Genomic DNA, 15,964 nt, shown 5'->3' on the forward strand with positions numbered 1-15,964 from the left:
TCTGTGACAAATGCTTGCATACCGGCGTCGCGGATGCTGAATTCCTGAGGTGAGCGCCCTCATGAACCGCGTCCGCGCCGTCATCCTGCGCCGCCTTGTGGGCGCCGTCGCGGTCCTGGCGATCGTCATTGTCGGCGGCTTCTTCCTGCTCGAGGCAGCACCGGGGGATGCGGTGGACGCCTATGTCGCGTCGACCGGCGGCGATGCCGGCATGATCGAGGAGCTCAGAAAGGCCTGGGGTCTCGACCGCTCGCCGCTCGCCCGCTTCGGCCTCTATGTCTGGTCGCTCGCGCAGCTCGATCTCGGCCGTTCCGTCACCTTTTCGCGGCCGGTGCTCGACGTGGTGCTGGAGCGGCTGCCCAACACGCTGCTGCTGATGGGCAGCGCCACGGCGCTATCGTTTTCACTCGGGTCGCTGCTCGGAATCCTTGCCGGCTCACGACCAGGCAGTCTGCGTGACCGCCTGCTGTCGATCGGCTCGCTCGCCCTCTATGCCGTGCCCGGTTTCTGGCTCGGCCTCGTGCTGACGGTGCTGTTTTCCGTGCAACTGCGCTGGTTCCCGGTGAGCGGCATCGAGACCATCGCGTCGGGCAAGCAGGGGCTGGACCGCGCCCTCGACATCGGTCGGCATCTGGTCCTTCCCGTCGCCAGCCTCGGCCTCATCTACCTGGCGCTCTACCTGCGGGTCATGCGCGCCGGCATGGCGGAGGCCTGGCGCATGGATTTCGTGCTCGCCGCCCGCGCCCGCGGCCTGCCGCGCCGCCGCATCGTCATCGGCCATGTGGCGCGCAACGCGCTGCTGCCGCTGGTCACCATGCTCGGCCTGCAATCGGCGGCGATGCTCGGCGGCAGCGTCGTCATCGAAAGCCTGTTTTCGGTTCCCGGGCTCGGCCGGCTGGCGCAGGAGGCGGTGGCCGGCCGCGACACGCCGCTGCTGCTCGGCATCATCCTGGTCAGCGCCGTGCTGGTGGTTATCATCAACCTGGCGGTCGACATCCTCTATGCCGTGCTCGACCCGCGCGTCGGCGCCGGCGAGGCGGCATGACCTTGCGACGCTTCCTGCGCTCGCCCGAGGCGCTTGCCGGCGCGGCGATCCTGTCCGCGCTCGTGGTCATGGCGCTTGTCGCCCCGCTCCTGTTCCCGGCCGATCCGCTGTCGATCGCCGGGCGGCCGCTGACCCCGCCATTCCAGGACTGGTCGCTGCCGCTCGGCACGGACAGGCTCGGCCGCGACGTGCTCGCCGGCCTGTTCCACGGCGCCCGCACCTCGCTCGCCGTCGGGCTGGCGGCCGCCGCCGCCGCAATCGTTGCCGGCTCGCTTGTCGGGACTGCGGCCGGCTTCGCCGGTGGCCTGACCGACGATGTGCTCATGCGCATCACCGACGCCTTCCAGACCGTTCCCGGCTTCCTGCTGGCGCTGGCCTTCGTCAGCGTCGCCGGTCCGTCGCTGGCCACCGTGGTGGGCGCCATCGCCCTCGGAGCCTGGACCGGACCGGCCCGCATCGCCCGCGCCGAGATCCTGTCCATCCGCGAGCGCGATTTCGTCGCCGGCGCCCGCGTCGTCGGCATGCATCCGGTCGAGATCGCCCTGCGCGAGGTGCTGCCCAATGCCCTGCCGCCGGTGCTGGCGCTGAGCTCGGTCATCGTCGCCGGCGCCATCCTGATCGAGGCCTCGCTGTCCTTCCTCGGCCTGGGCGACCCCAACCGCGTGACCTGGGGCGGCATGATTGCCGAGGGCCGCGCCGTGCTGCGCTCGGCACCCTTCCTCTCCATCATCCCCGGCATCGCGCTGGTGCTGTCGGTGCTCGGCGTCTATCTCGTCGGCGAAAGCGTGGTCGAGGCTTCGGCGACGCGCAGGAGCCTGTCGTGACGCCGCTGCTGGAAATCGCCGGGCTGCGCGTGCGTTATGCCTCCGCGGCAGGCGAGGCGCTGGCCGGCATCGACCTGACGATCGGTGCCGGCGAGCGCGTCGCCGTCATCGGCGAGAGCGGCTCGGGCAAGAGCTCTTTGGCGCTGGCGATCGCCGGCCTGCTGCCGCGCGACGCGCGGGTCGGCGGCGTGCTCTCCTGGCCGGGCCTGTCGCGGCCGCCACGCAACGGCAAGGATGTCGGCTTCGTCTTCCAGGACCCGGCGGGAACCCTCGACCCGGTCGCGACGGTGGGTCGTCAGGTCGCCGAGGTCGTCAAAGTCCATCTCGGCCTCGACCGCCGGTCCGCCATGAGCCGTGCCGCAGAACTGTTCGGCCGGGTCCGCCTGCCCGATCCGGACATCCTGCTGCATGCCTATCCGCACCAGCTCTCCGGCGGGCAGAAGCAGCGCGTCGGCATCGCCGCCGCCATCGCGGCCGAGCCGGCCCTGCTGATCGCCGACGAGCCGACCAGCGCGCTCGACACCATCGTCCAGGCCGGGATCGTCAGGCTGATCGACACGCTGGTGCGCGACACCGGCATGGCGCTGCTGATCGTCACGCACGACATCGCCCTCGCCGCGTCGATCGCCGACCGCATCGTCGTGCTGAAGGATGGGGCGATCGTCGAAACCGGCACCGCCGCCGGGATCATCCGGGAACCGCAGGCCGATTACACACGCGCGCTGCTTGCCTCCTGCCTGCCTCTCGACGATCCGGCATCTCCCGGCGAGGGTCGGGTATGACCGAACGCCTGCTGACTGCCACCGGGCTGCGAAAGACCTTCAGGCGGGGGGAGAACCGCCTGGCCGCACTGGACGGCGTCAATTTCTCGCTGGCGCGCGGCGAGACGCTGGCGCTGGTCGGCCCGTCCGGCAGCGGCAAGTCGACGCTCGCCCGCGTGGTCATGCGGCTCGTCGAGCCGGACGCGGGCAGCCTGTTCTTCGACGGAATAGACCTGCTTGCCCTGCGCGGCGCCCCGTTGCGCCGCCTGCGGCCCAGAGTTCAGATGGTGTTCCAGGATCCGCTCGCCGCCTTCAACCCGCGCGCCACGGTCGAGCGCGTGCTCGACGACCCCCTGCGTATCCACGGCCTCGTTCCTCGATCCGGACGCCCGGCTGCGATCGACGCCCTGTTGGAGGAAGTCGGCCTCTCCCGCGCCTTGCGAGAGCGGCGTATCCACGAGATCTCGGGCGGGCAGCGGCAGCGCGTGGCGATTGCCCGCGCCATTGCCACGCGGCCGGAGCTGATCGTGCTCGACGAGGCGGTTTCGGCTCTCGACGTCTCCGTGCGCGCCGACATCCTGGACCTGCTCGCCGGTCTGCGTCAGAACCGGCAGATCGCCTATCTGTTCATCACCCATGACCTCGCCGTCGCCCGCAGCTTCGCCCACCGCATCGCCGTGATGGACGGCGGACGCATCGTCGAGACCGGCGACGCCCGTCGCGTGATAGCCGCGCCGCAATCGGCCATGGGTCAGGCACTGGTCGTGGCGGCGATACGGCTGCCGGCCGCGTCCCCGCGGCCATGATGCTCGACGCCATTTCGCCCCATTCGCAACCATGCTAACCCCTGGCGCATGGCACAGCTCAAAGCCCATGAAGTCGATGCGTGGCTCGCCCGGCCGCGCCAGGAGACGCCCGTCGTCCTCATCTACGGCCCCGACCGCGGCCTGGTCAGCGAGCGGGCGCGCCGTTTCGCTCAAAACACGGGGATTGCACTGGACGACCCCTTCTCGGTCGTTCGTCTCGACGCCGCCGAGCTCGACAAGGATCCCGGCCGGCTTCTCGACGAGGCCAACACGATCCCGATGTTTGCCGGACGCCGGCTGTTGTGGGTGCGCAATGCGCAGGGCCAGAAGACTTTTGCTGAAGACGTGAAGGCGCTGTGTGCGTCCCCGCTCGCCGACGCCGTCCTGCTGATCGAGGCAGGCGACCTCAAGAAAGGGACCGGCCTGCGGGCGGCGGTGGAATCGGCGGCTGCCGGCATAGCACTGCCTTGCTATGCCGACGACGCCCGCTCGGTCGACGCGGTCATCGACGACGAGCTGCGCAAGGCCGGCCTGTCGATCGATCCGGAGGCTCGCGCGCTGCTGCGCCGCAATCTCGGCGGCGATCGCATGGCTAGCCGCGGCGAGGTCGCCAAGCTGGCGCTTTATGCACTCGGCACCGGCAGCATATCGGTGGAGGACGTCCGCGCGCTGACCGGCGATGTCTCGTCGATTTCCGTGGACGAGGCCGTGGACGCCGTTCTGGAGGGCAATCTCCAGGCCTTCGATGCGGCCTTCGCGCGCCAGGCAGTCGGCTCCAGCCAGGCCTATGCGGTTCTTTCGTCGCTGCAGCGGCAGCTCCAGGCGCTTCAGCTCATGCGCGTGGCGATGGAGAGGAACGGGACGAATGCCGCCTCCGCCGTCGCTGCCGCAAAACCAGCCGTCTTTTTCAGCCGTCGGCGGTTGGTCGAACAGGCGCTGGGGCGATGGACCAGCCGCGGGCTGGCCCGCATCCTGTCCAGACTGCACGATACGGTGCTGCAAACCAGGCGGCGGCCCGACCTTGCCGTCGCCCTGGCACACGGCACCCTGCTGCAGATCGCAGTGGAGTCCCGGCAGAACGCCAAGGGCGCTTTACGCTAGAGCATGATCCCCGAAAGTTGCCGACTTTTAGGATCATGCGCCAAAGCAGCCGGCAAACTATCTTGGCAATTATGTCTTTAGCCGGCGGCACAAATCGTCGAGCTGTTCCAGGCTGCGGTAGGCGATGCGCATCTCGCCGCCCTGCTGTTTGTGGTTGATCGCGACCTTCAGCCCGGTCACGTTGGTCAGCAGCTTCTCCAGCGCGACCGTATCGGCATCCTTCTCGCGCTGCGTCTTGGCCGGCGCCTCTTGCGGCGTCTCCGCCGGCTGCTGGGCCAGCGCCTCGGCCTGGCGCACCGACAGGCCCTCGTCGACGATGCGCTTGGCCAGGCCGGTCGGGTCCTGCGCCGTCACCAGCGTCCGTGCATGGCCGGCCGACAGGGCGCCATCGATCAGCATGCCGCGAACGTCGTCGGGCAGCTTGAGCAGCCGCAACGTATTCGCGACATGGCTGCGGCTCTTGCCGATCACCTGGCCGAGATCGGCCTGGGTATAGCTATGGTCGTCGATGAGCTGCTGATAGCCCATCGCCTCCTCGATCGGGTTGAGATCGGTGCGCTGGACGTTCTCGATGATCGCAAGCTCCAGCGCCGTGCGGTCGTTGACCTCGCGCACGATCACCGGGATGTCGATCAGCCCCGCCCGCTGGGCCGCCCGCCAGCGCCGCTCGCCGGCGATGATCTCGTAGCGCCCCGGCGTATTGCCGGACGGCCGCACCACCACCGGCTGGACGATGCCGTGTTCCTTGATGGATTGCGCCAGGTCGGTGAGGTCGGCGTCGCCGAAGGCACGCCGGGGATTGCGCGGGTTGGGCTCGATGAATTCGATCGGCACCTTGCGATCGCCCTGCACAACCGGCTGCTGCGGCTCCGCCGGCTTGTCGATTTCGCCGATCAGCGCGGCAAGTCCGCGCCCAAGCCTACGTCTGGAAGGATCATCGTTCATGATACGTCGCTCAACTTACAGTTCGTCCCCAGGCAACCTCACGCTGCCCGCAGGCGGCGCTCCTGCCGGATCACTTCCGACGCCAGCTGCAGATACGCCTGGCTGCCCGTGCATTTGAGATCGTAGAGGATCGCCGGCTTGCCGTGCGACGGCGCTTCCGAGACGCGCACGTTGCGGGGGATGATCGTGTTGTAGACCTTGTCGCCGAGATGGGCCCGCACGTCGTCGACGACCTGATTGGCCAGGTTGTTGCGGCCGTCATACATGGTCATGACGATCCCCTGGATGGTGAGATCGGGGTTGACCGTCCGGTGGACCTCTTCGACCGTCTCGAGCAACTGGCTCAAGCCTTCCAGCGCAAAGAACTCGCATTGCAGGGGAACAAGCACGGAATCCGCCGCCGCCATGGAGTTCAACGTCAACAGGTTGAGGGAGGGCGGACAATCGATCAAGATATAGCTGTAGAGACCCACTCTCGCTGCCGAGGAGCGAACCGCATTGCGCAGCCGCAGCACGCGGTCGGGAGTGCCTGCGATCTCCATTTCCACGCCGAGCAGGTCGAGCGTGGAGGGAACGAGGAACAGGCCAGGAACGGCCGTCTCCATCGCCGCGTCTTCGAGCGACAGCGCCCCGGTGAGCACGTCGTAGGAGGACGAGACACGATCCCGGCGGTCGATGCCCAAGCCGGTGCTGGCATTGCCCTGCGGATCGAGATCGACGAGCAAGACCCGCTCCCCGATCGCGGCCAGGGCCGTCGCCAGGTTGATGGCGGTGGTGGTCTTGCCCACCCCGCCCTTCTGGTTGGCGATGGTGATGATCCGAGGCGATTGGGACATGGTTCCGCCGCGATGGCTGTTTCTGTCAGCGCGCCCGATCCAGCCGGCTTATCTCCAGGATAACGCTCTGCGATTCGACCGCGCTTGGGTGTTCTATCAGGTGATAGTGCCACAAGTGAGAACTTTCTTCGATCTCGCGACGATATTCACGACCTTTGTGGAATAGCGCCGTTGCACCCTTTGTCAGCCATGGCTCCGAAAGAGCCAGCAGGTCGGAAAGGGATGCGAGAGCACGCGACGTGACGACGTCGACCTGCCCGATTTTTTCGTGGACCTGTTCGATCCGCCGCCCATGGATGGCCGCCGGCAGGCCGAGCTCGCCGCTTGCCGTCTGAAGGAACGCGGTCTTTTTTCGATTGCTCTCGACGAGGTCTATATGGAAGCCCGGCTTCTCACGCCCAAGAATGGCCAAGACCAGACCCGGAAAGCCGCCGCCGGACCCGAGGTCAACCCATCTGCCGGACAGCGGCCGGAGCTTTGCCAGTTGCGCGCTGTCAAGAATGTGTCGGTCCCACAGATCCTCCACCGTCGAAGCGGCAACCAGATTCGTTACCGCGTTCCAGCGCTGGAAAAGTGCGACGAACCGCTGCAGGCGGGAGAAAGTTTCACGTGAAACAGGCCCTGCGATCTTGACAAGCGCCTCGGATGCTTCGGCGTTCACGCCGCCCGGTCTCCAGCGCCCCGCTCTGCCTCGCGGACACGCGCGGCGATGATCGCCATAGCCGCCGGCGTCATACCTTCCATCCGCGCCGCCGCGGCGATCGATGCCGGCCTGCGATGCGCCATCTTCTGCTTCAACTCGTTGGACAAGCCGGGAAGCGAAGCAAAATCAAGGCCTTCCGGAATAAGCCGTTCCTCGTCCCTTCTTATCTGCTCGATATCCCCGGTCTGCTTGTCGAGGTACACCGCATATCCTGCTTCGATCTCCAGGCTCTCCGCGGTCTTCGCGTCGAGAGCAGCCAACTCGGGCCATATGCCCGACAGCAGCGGGACATCGATTTCGGGATAGGACAGCAGCTCGAAGGCCGACCGTCGCTTGCCGTCCATATTGATGTTCAGACCGTGCCGCCGCGCTTCGTTGGGCGTCAGCGACAAGGATTGCGCAAGACCCATGGCCTGCTCCCGCCGGCGAGCCAGCGCTGCAAAGGCGCTACGGCGCTCGACCGACGCCAGGCCCCATTTTTCCGCAAGCGGAGTCAGCCGCGTGTCGGCATTGTCGGCCCGAAGCGACAGGCGAAACTCCGCCCTGGACGTGAACATGCGGTAAGGTTCGGTCACGCCCCTTGTCGTAAGGTCGTCGACCATGACCCCGATATAAGCCTCGGAGCGGCCGATGACGACGCCCGCTTCGCCCGAAGCGCGCCGTGCCGCGTTGAGCCCGGCCAGCAGACCCTGCGCCGCCGCCTCCTCGTAGCCGGTGGTGCCGTTGATCTGCCCGGCCAGGAAAAGGCGGGCGATCTTGCGGGTCTCGAGGGTGGCGTGGAGCTCGCGCGGATCGACGTGGTCGTACTCGATCGCGTAGCCCGGCTGCAGCATCTTGGCGCGCTCCAGCCCCGGAATGGTCTTGAGCAGGGCGAGCTGCACGTCTTCTGGAAGAGAAGTCGAAATCCCATTGGGATAGACCACCGGATCGCCCAGGCCTTCCGGCTCGAGAAATATCTGGTGGCCGTCTCGGTCGCCGAACTTGACGATCTTGTCCTCGATCGAAGGGCAGTAGCGCGGCCCGACCCCCTCGATGGAGCCGGAATACATCGCCGACCGATGCAGATTGTCGCGGATGACGCGATGCGTAGCCTCCGTGGTGCGGGTGATGCCGCATTCGATCTGCGGATTGGCGATCGATTCGGTTATCAGCGAGAAAGGCACAGGCTCCTCGTCCGCGGCCTGCCGGTCGAGGCCTGCCCAGTCGATCGTTGCGGTATCCAGGCGCGGCGGGGTTCCCGTCTTCAGGCGCTTTAGCGCGAAGCCGGCATGGCTCAGCGAAGCCGAAAGGCTGGCGGCCGCCTTCTCGTTCATCCGGCCGGCGGGAATGCGCCGCTCGCCGATATGGATCAGGCCGCGCAGGAAGGTACCCGTGGTGAGCACCATGGCCCCGCATAGGATATGCGTACCGTCGGTCAGTATCAGGCCACGCGCTTGGCCGTCGTTGACAACGATCTCGGCAACTTCGCCTTCCAGGACGGAAAGGTTCGGCTGCAGTTGGATAAGGTGTTGGATCGCCTCGCGATACAATTTGCGATCGGCCTGGGTGCGCGGCCCGCGCACCGCCGGGCCTTTGCGCCGGTTGAGCAGGCGGAACTGGATGCCGCCCATGTCGGCCGCACGGCCCATGATGCCGTCCAGCGCGTCGATCTCGCGCACGAGCTGGCCCTTGCCGATGCCGCCGATCGCCGGGTTACAGGACATGGTGCCGATCGCCGCGGCGCTCATCGTCACCAGGGCGGTCCGGGCACCGACGCGCGCAGCCGCCGCGGCAGCTTCGCTGCCGGCATGGCCGCCGCCGACCACCACCACGTCGAACATCACTGATTGTGCCATGTCGTTTGCATAGGCGCCTCGCGGCGCCTGTCAAGTATTCGCGCTCGTGCACCGCCCGTGAAGCGCATGTTTCACGTGAATCACGAGCTATTTGCCGATGCAGAACTGGCCGAAGATCGCCTCCAGCAGATCCTCCACGTCGATTTCTCCGACGATCCGCCCCAAGGCATTGCTCGCCAGCCGAAGCTCCTCCGAGCGGAGTTCCAATGGTATCGCAGCCAGGCTGCGCCGAAGATGGGTCATAGATTCCTCAAGCAACGCTACATGGCGGATCCGCCACGGTATCAGTTCGCCACGCTGCGGCCCCGCCTTTGCGGCACGGTCCTCGATCGCCGCCAGCAACTCGGGCAAGCCTTCGCCGCTTACGCAGGAGATGAGAAAATCATACGGGTCCGTTGACTCCATCTGGCCGACCAGGTCGCGCTTGGTCCCCACTCGCAGGACTTCGCCGGGAAAGCGCTCGCTGACCGCCACGGGAGCGGACAGGTCTTCAAGCGCCAGCACGAGCGAGGCTCCTTGCGCCCGCGCCCGCGCCTTCTCCATGCCGAGGCGCTCCACCTTGCCGCCGGTTTCGCGCAATCCGGCCGTATCCGTTAACCTTACTTTCGTGCCGTTCAGATCGAGCGCGATTTCGATCAGGTCGCGGGTCGTGCCTGGCTCCTCGGTGACGATTGCCACCTCGCGGCGAGCCAATGCATTCAGCAGGCTGGATTTTCCGGCATTCGGGGCGCCGACCAGCACGACATCGAAACCGTCGCGAAGCATTTCGGCTTTCGCATAGCTGCCCGCATGCCCGCGGATTTCGGTCAGAAGCGTCTCCATGTCGGCCCAAACCTGATCCGAGACAGAGCCGGGCACGTCGCTTTCGTCGGCAAAGTCCAGTTCGGCTTCGACCAGCGCCCGCGCCCGGATCAACCGGCCACGCCATCCGCTGTAGAGCTTCGCATGCTGGCCGCTGCTGTTCTCGACAGCGAAGCGCCGCTGGCCTTCGGTCTCGGCGGCGATGATGTCGGCCGTCGCTTCGGCGTCCAGCAGGTCCATCTTACCGTTTTCGAAGGCGCGGTGCGTGAACTCTCCCGCCTGCGCCAGCCGGCAGCCCGGCCGCTGGACAATGGTCCGCAGCAACGTATCGACCGCCGCCCGGCCACCATGAATCTGGAACTCGCCGCAATCCTCGCCGGTAAAACTGTGAGGTCCGGGAAAGAACAACGTCAGGCCGCTGTCCAGCACCGACCCGTCAGGCAGCCTCAGGACACCGAACCGCGCCATTCGCGGTGGCGGCAGCAATCCGGCAAGATCCGTGATCGTCTCCCTGACCGCCGGTCCGCTCATGCGTACGACCGCGACCCCTGCCGGCAGACGCCCGCTCGACAAGGCAACGATCGTGTCGCTTGTTTTGCCGGCAACAGGAGAGGAGCCTGTAATACGCATCTTCCAGCCGTTGGAATCCGGCGTCAGCCTAGCGTGGACCGCAGGCCTGTGGCCACTCGATTTCGCGGTGGCAGACCATCGCGGACCTCCGCGACAGTCGCGGCTCTATCCAATGGTCCCGACGTACGTTCCGGAGCCGAATCGAACCGCTTATCAGAAGACTTGTTTCGAGTGCGAATCGACAACCCTCGGCGATCTCGCGTCAGGTGTTCATCGAATCGAAGAAGTCCGAATTGGACTTGGTCTGCTTGAGCTTGTCGATCAGGAACTCGATCGCGTCGGTGGTGCCCATCGGGGCCAGGATGCGGCGCAGCACGAACACCTTCTGCAGGTCCTGCCTTGGCACCAGCAGGTCTTCCTTGCGGGTACCGGACTTGAGGATGTCCATGGCCGGGAAGATGCGCTTGTCCGCCACCTTGCGGTCGAGCACGATTTCCGAATTGCCGGTGCCCTTGAACTCCTCGAAGATCACCTCGTCCATGCGGCTGCCGGTATCGATCAGCGCGGTCGCGATGATGGTGAGCGACCCGCCTTCCTCGATGTTGCGCGCCGCGCCGAAGAAGCGTTTCGGCCGCTGCAGCGCGTTGGCGTCCACGCCGCCGGTCAGCACCTTGCCGGAGGACGGCACCACGGTGTTGTAGGCGCGGCCGAGGCGGGTGATCGAATCGAGCAGGATGACGACGTCGCGCCCGTGCTCGACCAGTCGCTTGGCCTTTTCGATGACCATCTCGGCCACCTGGACGTGCCGTACGGCCGGCTCGTCGAAGGTCGAGGAGACCACCTCGCCCTTCACCGAGCGCTGCATGTCGGTCACCTCTTCCGGGCGCTCGTCGATCAGCAGCACGATCAGGTAGCATTCCGGATGATTGCTGGTGATCGAATGGGCTATGTTCTGGAGCAGCACCGTCTTGCCGGTGCGCGGCTGCGCCACGATCAGCGCGCGCTGGCCCTTGCCGATCGGCGCCACCAGGTCGATGACGCGCGGGGAGATGTCCTTCGTGGTCGGGTTTTCCATCTCCATCTTCAACCGCGAGGTCGGATAGAGCGGCGTCAAATTGTCGAAGTGAATCTTGTGCCGGATCTTCTCCGGATCGTCGAAATTGATCGAGTTGACCTTGAGCAGCGCGAAATAGCGTTCGCCTTCCTTCGGGCTGCGAATCGGTCCCTCGACCGTATCGCCGGTCTTCAGCGAGAAGCGGCGGATCTGCGAAGGCGAGATGTAGATGTCGTCCGGGCCCGGCAGATAGTTGGCGTTGGCCGAGCGCAGGAAGCCGAAACCGTCCTGCAGCACCTCGACGACGCCGTCGCCGATGATCTCGACATCCTGCGCCGCCAGCTTCTTCAGGATCGCGAACATCAGCTCCTGCTTGCGCATGACGCTGGCATTCTCGACATCGAGCGATTCGGCGAAGGCGATCAGGTCGATCGGCTTCTTGTTCTTGAAGTCCTGAAGTTTCATTTCCTGCATAGGAGGCCTTGGCGAAGGTGAGAAAAAGCTATCGACGAATGCGATGAGCGCGCCTGACGCAACCGACTGCGAATTCCAAGATGAGGGGCGGCGTGTGGCGGAGAGGAGGGCCCCGCTTTTACCGCCTCGCTAGAGAAAGAGCAAGGCGCCTTTTCGGTTCCAGCGATCAGAACGGTTTGACCACGACGAGGACGACGATCACGATCATCAGCACGGTCGGAACCTCGTTGACGATGCGCCAATGCCGCGCCGGCTTTTCGTTGCGGTCTTCGGCGAAGCGCCGCAGCGCACTGCCGAGATAGCCATGCACGGCCGACATCGCCACCACCAGCGCTATCTTGGCATGCAGCCAGCCGCCCATGAAACCGAACTGGCTCCAGGCCAGCCACAGTCCGAACACCCAGGTGGCGATCATCGCCGGATTGATGATCAGGCGGTAGAGCCGCCGCTCCATGACCTTGAAGGTCTCGGATTGCACCGAGCCCGGCTCGGCTCCGGCATGATAGACGAACAGCCGGGGCAGATAGAGCATGCCGGCCATCCAGGAGATGACCGCGATCACATGGGCTGCCTTGATCCAGAGGCTGAGATCGACCGGATCGAGAAGGAAGAGCAGGCCCGCGGCGACTGCGAAAAGGACGAGCGCCATCGCCGCTCGCTTGGCGGCGACACGGCCGCTGCTGGTGTTGCTGTCCGTGCTGCTCACTGCACTGCTCCCACGCTGGTCGCCGAATGAAGCGTCCCGTCCGGTCGGAGACGGACTTCGCTGTCCCTGGCGCTCCTCTAAAACTTTAAACATTCATAAAGGAATTTCTGATTCTATGACTCTGTTGGAATCGGTGATTGGACGTTTTCCCGGCCGGGCATTGTGTCGCGGGCCGGCTTTCGGCTGTGGGTGCCTCCCGCCGGGATGGGGAGAACTGCGGGGAAAACGCCAAAACCTCCTGTTTTTCAGAGAGTTCCAGACGACTGGGTTCCCGCTCCCGTTGAACGACGATTGGGTCTGCCCGGTTTTCCCCATAATTGCCAGCACCGCGCCATCAGGCTTCGCGCCGCGGTGAATTGTGGACAAGCGGCGTTCTGATACAGTCCGCCCGACGGGCAGGGCGTATTCCGGCCCGTTGTCCACATCCCCCCACAGGACCGGGCGCGCTCTGTGAACAAGTCGCAGAACTTCTTCCACCTCCACCTGATTTCCGATGCCACCGGCGAGACGCTGCTCGCCGCCGGCCGTGCCGCGGCCGCGCAGTACAAGCATGCGCGGGCGATCGAACACATCTACCCGCTGATCCGCACTGAAAAGCAGCTCGACAAGGTGTTCGAGGACATCGATGAGGAGCCGGGCATCGTCCTCTACACCATCGTCGACCAGCACCTGGCGGGACTGATCGATTCGCGCTGCGCCGAGATGGGCCTGCCCTGCGTGTCGGTGCTGGAGCCGGTGCTTGGCGTCTTCCAGTCCTATCTCGGCACGCCGGCCGGCCGGCGCGTCGGCGCCCAGCATGTGCTCGACGCCGAATATTTCCGCCGCATCGACGCGCTCAACTTCACCATGGAGCATGACGACGGCCAGTCGCCCGACGACGTCGACGAGGCCGACATCGTCCTGATCGGCATATCGCGCACGTCCAAGACGCCGACATCGATCTATCTCGCAAACCGCGGCATCAAGACCGCCAACATTCCGATCGTGCTCGGGGTGCCTATGCCCGAAAGCCTGGCGCTGGCGACCCGGCCGCTGATCGTCGGCCTGATCGCCAGCGCCGAACGCGTTTCGCATGTCCGGCAGAACCGTGTGCTCGGCATGACCACCGGCTTCGACTCCCAGGCCTATGTCGACCGCGCTACCATCGCCGAGGAGCTGGCCTACGCCCGCCAGATCTGCGCGCGCCACAATTGGCCGACGATCGACGTCAGCCGGCGCTCGATCGAGGAGACGGCGGCGGCGATCGTTGCCCTGCGCGGCAAGACGCGTTAGAGCATGATCCCGGGAAGCTGCAGACTTTTCCGACAAGATCATGCGGCAAAACAACGAGATAGAACGGGATGCCGGTTCGATCCGATCGCATTCCGCTCTAGGGCGATTACCGACACCACTTGCGCGAGGGCGCGACGATGACGCTCATCCTGGCTTCTGCGAGCCCGTTCCGCAGGACGATGTTGGTCGATGCCGGCCTCGACATCCGGCCTGTTGCCGCCCGGATCGACGAGCGCATGGTCGAGGCGCCGCTCGCCGGTTCCGGCGCGACGCCGGAGGAGGTGGCAGAGGTGCTGGCCGAGGCCAAGGCGATCGAGGTGAGCGGGCGCAATCCCGGAGCCCTGGTGCTGGGCTGCGACCAGACGCTGTCGCTGGGCGACAGGCTGTTCCACAAGCCGAAGGACATGGAGGATGCGCGGCGCCATCTGCTGGCGCTCTCCGGCAAGACCCATCATCTCAACAGCGCTGCGGTCCTGGTGCGCGACGGCGAGACGCTGTGGCGCACGGTTTCGGTCGCGCGACTGACCATGCGGCCTCTCGACCCGGCCTTCATCGGCCGCCACCTCGCCCGCGTCGGCGACAAGGCGCTGCGGAGCGTCGGCGCCTATCAGATCGAGGGCGAGGGGATCCAGCTGTTCGAGAGGATCGACGGCGACTATTTCACCATTGTCGGCCTGCCCCTGCTGCCGGTGCTGGCGGCGCTGCGCGACCTGGGGGCGATCGATGCCTGAGGCAAGACGCAGGGCCTTCGTCTGCGGGCACCCGATCGCCCATTCGCGGTCGCCGAAGATCCACGCGCATTGGCTCGCCCGCTACAGACTTTCCGGAAGCTACGAAGCCGTCGACGTTGCGCCGGGCGACTTCGAGGCCTTCGTTTCGTCGCTCGCAGGCGGCACGTTCGTCGGCGGCAACGTCACCTTGCCGCACAAGGAGGCTGCATTCCGCGCCGTCGACCGTCGCGACGACGCGGCCGAACGGATCGGCGCGGTCAACACGCTCTGGCTCGAGCGCGGCCTGCTGCATGGATCGAACACCGACGCCTACGGCTTCGCGGCCAATCTCGACGAGCATGCGCCGGGATGGGCGCATGCGGGGACCGCGGTGGTCCTTGGCGCCGGCGGAGCGGCCCGGGCCGTGCTCTACGCGCTCAAGGCACGGGGCTTCCGCGACATCCGTATCGTCAACCGGACGCTGGAGCGGGCGCGGCTGCTTGCCCGCGAGTTCGGCCCGGCCTTCTCCGCCCATCCGCTCGCCGCGACCGGCGAGTTGCTTGGCGATGCGGCGCTGCTGGTCAACACCACCTCCGTCGGCATGCATGGCGAGGCCGAGCTTCCGCTGGACCTCGGGCATCTGCGGGACAGCGCGTTGGTCACGGACATCGTCTACGTTCCGCTCGAGACGCCGCTCTTGGCGGCGGCCCGGCGGCGCGGCCTGAAAACCGTCGACGGCCTGGGCATGCTGCTCCACCAGGCGGCACCCGGCTTCGAGAGATGGTTCGGCGTCAAGCCGGAGGTGACGCCGGAGCTGCGCGCGCTGGTCGCCGCCGATATCGTCGCGAAGGCGGCATGATCGTCCTCGGCCTCACCGGATCGATCGGCATGGGCAAGTCGACGACCGCCCGCATGTTCGCCGACGCCGGCGTGCCCGTGCATGATTCCGACGAGACGGTGCACCGGCTCTATTCAGGCGCCGCCGCGCCGCTGGTCGAGGCTGCGTTTCCGGGTACGGTGCGCGATGGGGTGGTCGACCGGGCCGAGCTCGCTAGACACGTGCTCGGCAGGCCCGAGGCGCTGGCCAGGCTGGAGGCGATCGTGCACCCGCTGGTACGGGCCGATGCCGATGCCTTCGTCGCCCGGCACCGCGCCGCCGGCGCGCCGCTGGTGGTCCTCGACATTCCGCTGCTGTTCGAGACCGGCGGGCGCGGCCGCGTCGACAAGGTCGCCGTCGTGACGGCGGATCCGGAAATCCAGCGCAGGCGGGTGCTGGCACGGCCGGGCATGACGCAGGCGAAATTCGGTGCCATCCTGGCGAAGCAGGTCCCCGACGCCGAAAAACGGCGCCGGGCCGACTACCTCATCGATACCGGGCTCGGCATGGAGAGTGCTCGAGAGGCCGTTGCCGCCATCATCGCCGATCTGGCGGGGGAAAACCGCAGCTGAGGCGGCGGACACCTTGCTCCGGCCGCGTCCCTGCCGGAAAATCGGTTTCATGAACGTCAGGCGGAAGAACTG

General features: G+C 66.3%; 16 protein-coding genes. 9 read left to right on the forward strand and 7 right to left on the reverse strand.

The window, feature by feature from the left end:
• The first annotated feature begins 61 nt into the window (after positions 1–61).
• From AC5JDC_RS03430 to holA, 5 genes are read left to right on the forward strand one after another with little or no spacing between them, the layout of a single operon-like run.
• Positions 62–1,045 carry an ABC transporter permease gene (locus tag AC5JDC_RS03430; RefSeq protein WP_495839123.1) on the forward strand — a complete coding sequence of 328 codons (984 nt, stop codon included), beginning with the start codon at positions 62–64 and terminating at the stop codon, positions 1,043–1,045.
• The gene (locus AC5JDC_RS03435) at positions 1,042–1,869 is read left to right on the forward strand and encodes an ABC transporter permease (protein ID WP_495839125.1); all 828 of its coding nucleotides are present in this window, start codon (positions 1,042–1,044) and stop codon (positions 1,867–1,869) included. Before AC5JDC_RS03430 ends, AC5JDC_RS03435 begins: the two co-directional genes overlap by 4 nt.
• Positions 1,866–2,651 carry an ABC transporter ATP-binding protein gene (locus AC5JDC_RS03440; protein WP_495839126.1) on the forward strand — a complete coding sequence of 262 codons (786 nt, stop codon included), beginning with the start codon at positions 1,866–1,868 and terminating at the stop codon, positions 2,649–2,651. Before AC5JDC_RS03435 ends, AC5JDC_RS03440 begins: the two co-directional genes overlap by 4 nt.
• Positions 2,648–3,436, forward strand: coding sequence for an ABC transporter ATP-binding protein (locus AC5JDC_RS03445; RefSeq protein WP_495839128.1), 789 nt, complete (start codon positions 2,648–2,650; stop codon positions 3,434–3,436). Before AC5JDC_RS03440 ends, AC5JDC_RS03445 begins: the two co-directional genes overlap by 4 nt.
• A gap of 48 nt (positions 3,437–3,484) precedes the next feature.
• Positions 3,485–4,537 carry a DNA polymerase III subunit delta gene (gene holA, locus AC5JDC_RS03450; RefSeq protein WP_495839130.1) on the forward strand — a complete coding sequence of 351 codons (1,053 nt, stop codon included), beginning with the start codon at positions 3,485–3,487 and terminating at the stop codon, positions 4,535–4,537.
• Positions 4,538–4,606: 69 nt separating this feature from the next.
• On the opposite strand, the gene AC5JDC_RS03455 is transcribed toward holA, so the two are convergent.
• From AC5JDC_RS03455 to hemJ, 7 genes are all read right to left on the reverse strand, one after another.
• A complete protein-coding gene (locus AC5JDC_RS03455; RefSeq protein ID WP_495839132.1) occupies positions 4,607–5,482 on the reverse strand; it encodes a ParB/RepB/Spo0J family partition protein in 876 nt (291 codons plus the stop codon).
• A 38-nt stretch (positions 5,483–5,520) separates the two neighbouring features.
• The gene (locus AC5JDC_RS03460) at positions 5,521–6,318 is read right to left on the reverse strand and encodes a ParA family protein (protein ID WP_106774216.1); all 798 of its coding nucleotides are present in this window, start codon (positions 6,316–6,318) and stop codon (positions 5,521–5,523) included.
• 25 nt (positions 6,319–6,343) lie between these two features.
• The gene (gene rsmG, locus AC5JDC_RS03465) at positions 6,344–6,979 is read right to left on the reverse strand and encodes a 16S rRNA (guanine(527)-N(7))-methyltransferase RsmG (protein WP_495839134.1); all 636 of its coding nucleotides are present in this window, start codon (positions 6,977–6,979) and stop codon (positions 6,344–6,346) included.
• The gene (gene mnmG / locus AC5JDC_RS03470; protein WP_495839136.1) at positions 6,976–8,856 is read right to left on the reverse strand and encodes a tRNA uridine-5-carboxymethylaminomethyl(34) synthesis enzyme MnmG; all 1,881 of its coding nucleotides are present in this window, start codon (positions 8,854–8,856) and stop codon (positions 6,976–6,978) included. Before mnmG ends, rsmG begins: the two co-directional genes overlap by 4 nt.
• 87 nt (positions 8,857–8,943) lie before the next feature.
• Positions 8,944–10,287, reverse strand: a complete 1,344-nt coding sequence (gene mnmE / locus AC5JDC_RS03475; protein ID WP_495839138.1) for a tRNA uridine-5-carboxymethylaminomethyl(34) synthesis GTPase MnmE — start codon at positions 10,285–10,287, stop codon at positions 8,944–8,946.
• A gap of 202 nt (positions 10,288–10,489) precedes the next feature.
• Positions 10,490–11,755, reverse strand: coding sequence for a transcription termination factor Rho (gene rho / locus AC5JDC_RS03480; protein WP_106774212.1), 1,266 nt, complete (start codon positions 11,753–11,755; stop codon positions 10,490–10,492).
• Positions 11,756–11,921: 166 nt separating this feature from the next.
• Entirely contained in the window at positions 11,922–12,404 is a 483-nt protein-coding gene (hemJ, locus tag AC5JDC_RS03485) for a protoporphyrinogen oxidase HemJ (protein WP_495839203.1), read from the reverse strand.
• Between the two features lie 507 nt (positions 12,405–12,911).
• Between hemJ and AC5JDC_RS03490 the strand changes: the two genes are divergently transcribed.
• The 4 genes from AC5JDC_RS03490 to coaE all read left to right on the forward strand — a co-directional run bounded on the left by AC5JDC_RS03490 (position 12,912) and on the right by coaE (position 15,892).
• On the forward strand, positions 12,912–13,733 hold the full coding sequence (locus AC5JDC_RS03490; protein ID WP_495839141.1) for a pyruvate, water dikinase regulatory protein: 822 nt from the start codon (positions 12,912–12,914) through the stop codon (positions 13,731–13,733).
• A gap of 137 nt (positions 13,734–13,870) precedes the next feature.
• Positions 13,871–14,464, forward strand: coding sequence for a Maf-like protein (locus tag AC5JDC_RS03495; protein ID WP_495839143.1), 594 nt, complete (start codon positions 13,871–13,873; stop codon positions 14,462–14,464).
• Positions 14,457–15,302 carry a shikimate dehydrogenase gene (locus AC5JDC_RS03500; protein WP_495839145.1) on the forward strand — a complete coding sequence of 282 codons (846 nt, stop codon included), beginning with the start codon at positions 14,457–14,459 and terminating at the stop codon, positions 15,300–15,302. Before AC5JDC_RS03495 ends, AC5JDC_RS03500 begins: the two co-directional genes overlap by 8 nt.
• The gene (coaE, locus tag AC5JDC_RS03505) at positions 15,299–15,892 is read left to right on the forward strand and encodes a dephospho-CoA kinase (protein WP_495839147.1); all 594 of its coding nucleotides are present in this window, start codon (positions 15,299–15,301) and stop codon (positions 15,890–15,892) included. The genes AC5JDC_RS03500 and coaE overlap by 4 nt, the downstream gene beginning before the upstream one ends.
• Positions 15,893–15,964 lie beyond the last annotated feature (72 nt).

The organism is Kumtagia sp., from assembly GCF_059502445.1.

Excerpts from the sequence above, each read along its gene's own strand:
- AC5JDC_RS03460 (WP_106774216.1), bottom strand. The coding sequence starts at position 6,318 with ATGTCCCAATCGCCTCGGATCATCACCATCGCCAACCAGAAGGGCGGG.
- hemJ (WP_495839203.1), bottom strand. The coding sequence starts at position 12,404 with ATGGCGCTCGTCCTTTTCGCAGTCGCCGCGGGCCTGCTCTTCCTTCTC.
- holA (WP_495839130.1), top strand. The coding sequence starts at position 3,485 with ATGGCACAGCTCAAAGCCCATGAAGTCGATGCGTGGCTCGCCCGGCCG.
- AC5JDC_RS03435 (WP_495839125.1), top strand. The coding sequence starts at position 1,042 with ATGACCTTGCGACGCTTCCTGCGCTCGCCCGAGGCGCTTGCCGGCGCG.
- coaE (WP_495839147.1), top strand. The coding sequence starts at position 15,299 with ATGATCGTCCTCGGCCTCACCGGATCGATCGGCATGGGCAAGTCGACG.
- AC5JDC_RS03445 (WP_495839128.1), top strand. The coding sequence starts at position 2,648 with ATGACCGAACGCCTGCTGACTGCCACCGGGCTGCGAAAGACCTTCAGG.
- mnmG (WP_495839136.1), bottom strand. The coding sequence starts at position 8,856 with ATGGCACAATCAGTGATGTTCGACGTGGTGGTGGTCGGCGGCGGCCAT.
- mnmE (WP_495839138.1), bottom strand. The coding sequence starts at position 10,287 with ATGCGTATTACAGGCTCCTCTCCTGTTGCCGGCAAAACAAGCGACACG.
- rho (WP_106774212.1), bottom strand. The coding sequence starts at position 11,755 with ATGCAGGAAATGAAACTTCAGGACTTCAAGAACAAGAAGCCGATCGAC.
- AC5JDC_RS03455 (WP_495839132.1), bottom strand. The coding sequence starts at position 5,482 with ATGAACGATGATCCTTCCAGACGTAGGCTTGGGCGCGGACTTGCCGCG.
- AC5JDC_RS03500 (WP_495839145.1), top strand. The coding sequence starts at position 14,457 with ATGCCTGAGGCAAGACGCAGGGCCTTCGTCTGCGGGCACCCGATCGCC.
- AC5JDC_RS03495 (WP_495839143.1), top strand. The coding sequence starts at position 13,871 with ATGACGCTCATCCTGGCTTCTGCGAGCCCGTTCCGCAGGACGATGTTG.
- AC5JDC_RS03430 (WP_495839123.1), top strand. The coding sequence starts at position 62 with ATGAACCGCGTCCGCGCCGTCATCCTGCGCCGCCTTGTGGGCGCCGTC.